General features: G+C 68.9%; 7 protein-coding genes. 1 reads left to right on the top strand and 6 read right to left on the bottom strand.

The annotated features are described in order from the left end of the window. Positions 1-185: 185 nt before the first annotated feature. Both LDQ05_RS01785 and fabG read right to left on the bottom strand, forming a co-directional pair. A complete protein-coding gene (locus tag LDQ05_RS01785; RefSeq protein ID WP_226435178.1) occupies positions 186-1,397 on the bottom strand; it encodes an acetyl-CoA C-acetyltransferase in 1,212 nt (403 codons plus the stop codon). A gap of 35 nt (positions 1,398-1,432) precedes the next feature. Then, positions 1,433-2,173, bottom strand: a complete 741-nt coding sequence (fabG, locus tag LDQ05_RS01790) for a 3-oxoacyl-ACP reductase FabG (RefSeq protein ID WP_226435179.1) — start codon at positions 2,171-2,173, stop codon at positions 1,433-1,435. A gap of 187 nt (positions 2,174-2,360) precedes the next feature. On the opposite strand from fabG, the gene LDQ05_RS01795 reads away from it, so the two are divergent. Next, on the top strand, positions 2,361-3,539 hold the full coding sequence (locus LDQ05_RS01795; protein WP_226435180.1) for an acyl-CoA dehydrogenase family protein: 1,179 nt from the start codon (positions 2,361-2,363) through the stop codon (positions 3,537-3,539). Between the two features lie 15 nt (positions 3,540-3,554). On the opposite strand, the gene LDQ05_RS01800 is transcribed toward LDQ05_RS01795, so the two are convergent. Genes LDQ05_RS01800 through LDQ05_RS01815 form a run of 4 tightly spaced genes read right to left on the bottom strand, consistent with a single transcriptional unit; the run spans position 3,555 to position 6,929 of the window. Then, positions 3,555-4,487 (bottom strand): SDR family NAD(P)-dependent oxidoreductase, encoded by a 933-nt coding sequence (locus LDQ05_RS01800; protein WP_226435191.1) that lies wholly within the window; start codon positions 4,485-4,487, stop codon positions 3,555-3,557. A gap of 5 nt (positions 4,488-4,492) precedes the next feature. Next, positions 4,493-5,302: an enoyl-CoA hydratase/isomerase family protein gene (locus LDQ05_RS01805; RefSeq protein WP_226435181.1), complete on the bottom strand. Its 810-nt coding sequence runs from the start codon at positions 5,300-5,302 to the stop codon at positions 4,493-4,495. Beyond that, positions 5,299-6,315, bottom strand: a complete 1,017-nt coding sequence (locus tag LDQ05_RS01810; RefSeq protein WP_226435182.1) for a TIGR03617 family F420-dependent LLM class oxidoreductase — start codon at positions 6,313-6,315, stop codon at positions 5,299-5,301. Before LDQ05_RS01810 ends, LDQ05_RS01805 begins: the two co-directional genes overlap by 4 nt. After that, positions 6,312-6,929, bottom strand: a complete 618-nt coding sequence (locus LDQ05_RS01815; RefSeq protein ID WP_226435183.1) for a TetR/AcrR family transcriptional regulator — start codon at positions 6,927-6,929, stop codon at positions 6,312-6,314. The genes LDQ05_RS01810 and LDQ05_RS01815 overlap by 4 nt, the downstream gene beginning before the upstream one ends. Between the last annotated feature and the right edge of the window lie 104 nt (positions 6,930-7,033).

A 7,033-nucleotide genomic window follows, 5' to 3' on the forward strand; every position in this document is an offset into this window, starting at 1 on the left:
ATGTGCATCGCGTCACAGTTCAGAAAGTAGAACACATTTCTGTTATCGCATCAACATGCCAGTACAGAAACGGAAACTTGGACTGGAACGTGTTCCTGTGCAGGACGGCGGGATGCCCGCACACGCCGACGGCCGACCGGATGTCTCCGATCGGCCGTCGCGGGGCGGAAGTACCGGTTCCGTGGTCAGACGACCCTCTCGAACACGGCAGCCAACCCCTGTCCACCACCGATGCACATCGTCTCGAGCCCGTACCGTCCGTCACGGCGGTGCAGCTCACGGGCCAGCGTCGCGAGCATGCGCCCGCCCGTCGCACCGACCGGGTGACCGAGCGAGATCCCGGAACCGTGGATGTTGGTGCGCTCGAAGTCCGCGGACGCGAACTTCCACTCCCGGGTGACGGCGAGAGCCTGCGCGGCGAACGCCTCGTTGAGTTCGACGACGTCGACGTCCGCGAGCCTGATCCCGGCCTTGCTCAACGCGATCTCCGTCGCGGGGACCGGGCCGATACCCATGATCTTCGGCGCCACACCGGCCACACCCCACGACACGATCCGCACCAGCGGGGTCAGGCCGAGTTCGGCAGCCTTCTCCGGGGTGGTCACGATCGCCATCGACGCCGCGTCGTTCTGGCCGCTCGCGTTGCCGGCGGTGACCGTCGCCTCCGGATCCTGCCGACCCATGATCGGCTTCAGTTTCGACAAGGATTCGACGGTGGTGTCGGCGCGGGGATGCTCGTCGGTGTCGATCACCTCGTCACCGTCGCGACCGCTCACGGTCACCGGGACGATCTCCTCCGCGAGGATCCCGTTCTTCTGCGCCGCCACGGCCCGCGCGTGCGATTGCGCGGCGAGTTCGTCCTGCTCGAGCCGGCTGATGCCGTACTCGGCGCGCAGATTCTCGGCGGTCTCGATCATGCCGCCCGGCACCGGATGGAGCCTCCCACCCGCTGTGGCGCGGGCGCGCACCAGCCCGTCGTGCATCTGCACACCGGTGCGGGCGCCGCCCCAGCGGATGTCGACGGAATAGAACGCGGCGTTGCTCATCGACTCCGCGCCGCCGGCGACGACGACGTCGTTGTCGCCGGCGCCGACCTGCAACGCGGCCTGAACGACGGCCTGCAGCCCCGATCCGCAGCGACGGTCGATGTGCATCCCCGGGACGGTGACCGGCAGACCGGCGTCGAGCGCGACGACCCGTCCGATCGCCGGGGCCTCGCTGTTGCCGTTGCAGTGCCCGAGGATGACGTCCTCCACCGCGTCCGGGGCCATTCCGGTGCGGTCGAGCAGGCCGCGCAGCGCGGCGACACCGAGATCGACTGCAGTGAGCGACTTGAACATTCCGCCGTAGCGGCCGATCGGAGTGCGGACCGGTTCGCAGATGACTACTTCGCGCATGATGACCTTCCAGACAGAGGGGAGTGACCGGGTGGTCACATGAAGCGGCCGCCGGTGACCTCGAGGACGGTGCCGGTCATGTAGGACGACATGTCGGAAGCGAGGAACATTGCGACAGACGCAATTTCATCGACCTCACCCGGACGGCCCATCGGGATCTCGGCCATCTTGCCGTCCCATGCCTTCTGCGGCATGGCCTCGGTCATCGCCGACCGGATCAGGCCCGGCTGGATCGCGTTGACGCGCACACCGTGGTGCGCCATCTCCTTCGCGGCGGCCTTCGTCAGGCCCACGATGCCGGCCTTCGCCGCCGAGTAGTTGGTCTGCCCGACCATGCCGACCTTGCCCGACAGCGACGAAATGTTCACGATCGCACCGCGCTTCGCCTCACGCATGATCGCGGCGGCCTTGCGGGTGCCGTGCCAGGTGCCCTTCAGGTGCACGGCGACGACCAGATCGAAATCCTCCTCGGTCATCGTGCGCATCGTCGCATCGCGGGTGATCCCCGCGTTGTTGACGACGACGTCGAGCGAACCGAACCCGTCCACGGCCTCGGCGAGCAACGCGTCCCAGTCCGAGGACTCGACGACGTTCGCCTTCACGGCACGCGCGACGTCGCGACCGCCGAGCTTGTCGGCCGCGGCGGTCGCCGCGTCGAGATCGAGGTCGCCGATCACCACGCGGGCGCCGGCATCCACGAACGACCGGGCGATCGCGAAACCGATTCCCTGAGCGCCACCGGTGATCACGGCGGTACGGTTCTCCAGCAGGGGCATGACGGATTCCTTTCGGGGATTCGGGTCGAGGGACGATTCGAGACGGTTCCCGAACACGGGTCGACGAGTCCGAATATATCGGCGTGACGTCGCGAAACCCCCCTCCCGATCCATCGACAATGCCTATACGGTCATGCCGCCGATTCGTATTGGACATCTCCGGCCCGGGCATCGGAGAGTGGTCGTCATGACAGTTGCGACACCGGCCACCCAGGTCGACGAAGACGACTTCCGCGAGATCCTCGCCCAGACCCGCTCGTTCGTCCGCGACGCGGTGGTGCCCCGCGAACAGGAGATCGCCGACACGAATGCGATCCCCGCGGACATCCGTCAGGCCGCCGAGGAGATGGGCCTGTTCGGGTACGCGATCCCCCAGGAATGGGGCGGTCTCGGACTGAACCTGATGCAGGACGTCGAACTGGCCATGGAGCTCGGTTACACGACGCTGTCGCTGCGGTCGATGTTCGGCACCAACAACGGCATCGCCGGGCAGGTGCTCGTCAACTACGGCACCGAGGAACAGAAGCAGCAGTGGCTCGAGGGCATCGCCTCCGGCGAGGTCGTCGCGTCGTTCGCGCTCACCGAGCCGGGGGCCGGCTCGAACCCGTCCGGGCTGCGAACCAAGGCCGTGCGTGACGGCGACGACTGGGTCATCACCGGCGAGAAACGGTTCATCACCAACGCGCCGCTCGCGAACCTGTTCGTGGTGTTCGCCCGCACCCGGCCCGCCGACGAGAACGGTACCGGCATCGCGGTGTTCCTCGTCCCGGCCGACACCGCCGGTGTCCAGGTGGGAGCCAAGGACGCCAAGATGGGGCAGGAGGGTGCCTGGACCTCGGATGTGCACTTCGACGGGGTGCGGGTTCCGGCGTCGGCGCTGGTCGGCGGCAACGAGGACGTCGGCTACAAGGCGGCGATGGTGTCGCTCGCCCGCGGTCGCGTACACATCGCCGCACTGTCGGTCGGGCAGGCGCAGCGCGCACTGGACGAGTCGGTGGCGTACGCCGCGACAGCCACGCAGGGAGGCACCCCGATCGGAAGCTTCCAGCTGGTGCAGGCCATGCTCGCCGATCAGCAGACCGGTGTGATGGCCGGTCGCGCACTGGTCCGCGACGCGGCGCGGGCGTGGGTCGAGGAGACCGATCGCCGGATCGCACCGTCGGCAGCGAAGCTGTTCTGCACCGAGATGGTCGGCAAGGTCGCCGATCTCGCGGTGCAGATCCACGGCGGCACCGGCTACATGCGTGAGGTACCGGTCGAGCGGATCTACCGCGATGTGCGACTGCTGCGCCTGTACGAGGGCACCAGCGAGATCCAGCGTCTGATCATCGGCGGCGGTCTCGTCAAGCAGGCCCAGCGCTCCTGACCCGTGCGGGTGGGGTCAGGCGGTGCAGCGTTCCGACAGTTCCCAGAGCGCCTGCGCGACAGCCGGGTCGGTCGCGTGCTCCTCCGCCCGCCCGATCCCGCAGTCCGCCAGATAACTCCCGCCGGCCCCGCCGAGTTCGCGAGCGGTCGCCGCCCACACCGCGGTCGCAGCGCCCGCCGGAATCGACTTGACGTTCTTCAGCAGTCCCGGCGTGCCGGCGCTGAGCCGCTTCATCTCGGCCACGTCCTCACGGGTCATGTACCGCGCCAGCTTCGTCGCCACCACACCCGGATGCACCGCGAACGCGTGCACACCGCGATCACCGAAACGCCGCTCCACTTCGACGGTCATGAGCACGTTCGCCGACTTCGAACGCGCATAGGCGACGAACTTGTCGTAGTCGGTGCGTTCGAAATGCGGATCGACGAGGTCGACGCCACACGCCTTGTGCGCATCCGACGACACGGTCACCACCCGCGACGCGGCACGCGCGCCGGCAGCACCGGCCCCGAGCGCGGGCAGCAGCAGGGTGGTCAGCAGGAAGTGACCCAGATGGTTCGTTCCGAACTGGAGTTCGAAGCCGTCCCGGGTCCGCCCGAACGGCGTGTACATCACACCGGCGTTGTTGACGAGCAGATGAATCTCCTCGTGCCCGGCCCGGACCTCACCGGCGGCGGCCCGCACGCTCGACAGGTCGGTCAGATCCATCTGCACCGCGTGCACCCGGGCGCCCGGCACCCGCTCGCGGATCCCGTCGGCGACCGCCACGAGCGCGTTCCCGTCGCGGGCGGTGAGCACGACGACGGCACCCACGGACGCCAGCGCGCGGGCGATCTCGCCGCCCATGCCGCTCGTGACACCGGTCACCACCGCGACACGCCCGGCGAGATCGACACCGGACAGCACGTCGTCGGTGGTCGTCTCCGGACCGAACCTGTTCGCCTGCATCGGGTTCACTCCCACGGTAGATCCTTCCACTCCGTCGACACCCGCGCCGACCACCGCGGCGACCGCCGGTCGAGGAAGGCGCGGACTCCTTCGGCGGCGTCCACGCCGCCCATCACCCTGTGGTGCAGTTCCGTTTCGTGATCGGCGACGGTCTCCGGGGTGAAGCCGTACCGTGCCGCGTCCCACAGCAACCGCTTGGACAGCGCCGCCGACATCGGCGCCACGTTCACGGCGATGTCACGCGCAACCTCCAGGGCAGCGGGCAGTACCTCACCGGCCGGTAGCGACCGGCTCGCGATGCCCAATCGCACCGCCTCCGGACCGTCGAAGGTCCTGCCGGTGAGCAGGATGTCGGCGGCTGCAGCCGTTCCGGCGATGTGCGGAACCGTCCAGTGCGACATCGCATCCGGTATCACACCGCGACGCACCTGCGGGATCGCGTACTTCGCGTCGTCGGCGACGATGCGGATGTCGGCCTGCATGGCGACGGTCAGGCCGATACCGATCGCGTGGCCGTTCACCGCAGCGATCACCGGCTTGCGGATCCGGAACGCCGGCGGGTCGACCGGTGACGCGGTGAAATCGTCGGCGGCGGCGCCGAACGTGCCGGCACCCGCCGACAGGTCGGCTCCCGCACAGAACGCGGGTGGGGTCCCGGTGAGAACGACGACGCGCACGTCGTCGTCGGTGTCGTACTCGCGGTACAGCTCACCCAGTCTGCGGCCCATCTCACCGGTGAAGGCGTTGCGTTGCCGGGGCCGATCGAGGGTGACGAGTGCGACGCCGTCACGCACCTCGCAGAGCACTCCCGTCACGACGAGAGTTCCTCGACGGCAGCCACCAGTTCGGCGATGTGTGCGTCGCGGACGGGATAGCCCGGGAAGTAGCAGCACACCCGGTCGGCGTGGTCGCCGAACCGGGCGACGATCTGCGCCGCGCACTGCTCGGGGGTGCCGTGCACCGCGAGGGTCGTGAGCATCGTGTCGTCGATCAGGTCGGTCATCGCCGCGAACTGCCCCTGTTTGGAGAGCACGTTGAGCTTCGGTTGCAGGTCTGCCCAGCCCTCCACCTCGAGGACGGGCCGGTAGGCGGGGGTGGAGCCGTAGAACGCCAGTAGCCCGCGCACTCCGCGCGACGCCGCGTCGAGTTCCTCGGGGGTGCGGCCGACACCGACGATCACCTGCGGGTGGATCGCCAGGTCCGCGCGGTCGCGACCGGCCCGGTCGAGTCCCTCCTCGATCTTCGGCATCGTGCGCTCGCGGAAGTGTCGGACGCTGTTGAACGGCATGACGAGCAGCCCGTCCGCGACCTCCGCGGCGGTACGGGTCATGACGGGCCCGAGCGCGCCCAGGTCGACCGGTGGGGGTCCGTACGGGTTCGGGCCCGGGTCGAAGGTCGGGGGCATCAGGGTGTGCGTGGTGAATTCCCCGTCGAACCGGAGACGCGAATTGCCTTCCCACGCATCGAAGATCGCTTTGATCGCGAGCACGCTCTCACGCATGCGGGCGGCGGGCCTGGACCACTGTGCGCCGTATCTCTTCTCGATGTGCGGCCGGATCTGCGAGCCCAGTCCGAGACGGAACCGCCCGCGGCTGAGCACCTGCAGATCGTAGGCGGTGTGGGCCAGGTGCATCGGGCTGCGCGGAATCGCGATCGCGACGTTCGTCATCAGGTCGGTGTCCACGACGGGCGCCGCCGCCGCGAGAGGGAGGAACACGTCGTGGGGCCCTTCGAAGGTGAACAGACCACCCACCCCGAGCGCGGCCAGTTCCCGGGCCCGCTGTGCCGCGTTCTCGGGCCGGCCGTCGAGTTGGACGTCGATCTTCATCGGGCATCACCGCCGCGCGCATCGGGGATCTCGTCGCTGTGCCGAGCGAGCACGTACAGCGACGAGGCGAGTTCGTCGACGAAGGCGTCGGCGTCGTCGTCGCCGTGGATCAGGCCACGGACGGTCGTGGCTCCGGCGAGGAGTTCGAACAGCATCGTCGCCGGCACGGGACCGGGGATGTCGCCGGCGTCGACGGCCGCGTCGAGGCGTTCGACGAACGCCTTGCGGACGGGGTCCTGCAGCGCGATCAGCCGCGCACGGTCGCCGTCGGACGTGGCGTCGGCGAGCAGTCCGGGGACTCCGGCGCGCGCAGCGGGGCTCGCGGCGCGGGCGAGGAAGATGTTCGTCCAGGTCGCGAGGTCGGTGCGCAGGTCGGCGGTGGGTTCGGGCAGGACGTGCCGCCCCGGGCCGTGGACGGCTTCTTCGAGGAGGGCCTCGCGGGTGGGCCAGCGCCGGTAGATGGCGGGTGCGTTGACGTCGGCCCGGCGCGCGATGGCACTGATGGTCGTCTGCTGGTAGCCCACCTCGCCGAGCAGTCGGCGGGCGGCGACGAGGACGGCGAGATCCTTTGCGGGATCTCGTGGCCGTCCCGGACGGGGCGTGTTCTCGGTCATTACGTTAGACGTTAACACGTTATGGGGTGGATCCGGACCCCACCTTCCTCGCCTCGGGCCCGGCGACCCGTGCGCATTTCTGGTAGTGGGAGCTACCAGAAATG

Source organism: Rhodococcus yananensis (genome assembly GCF_020515525.1).
GTDB classification, from domain to species: domain Bacteria; phylum Actinomycetota; class Actinomycetes; order Mycobacteriales; family Mycobacteriaceae; genus Rhodococcus; species Rhodococcus yananensis.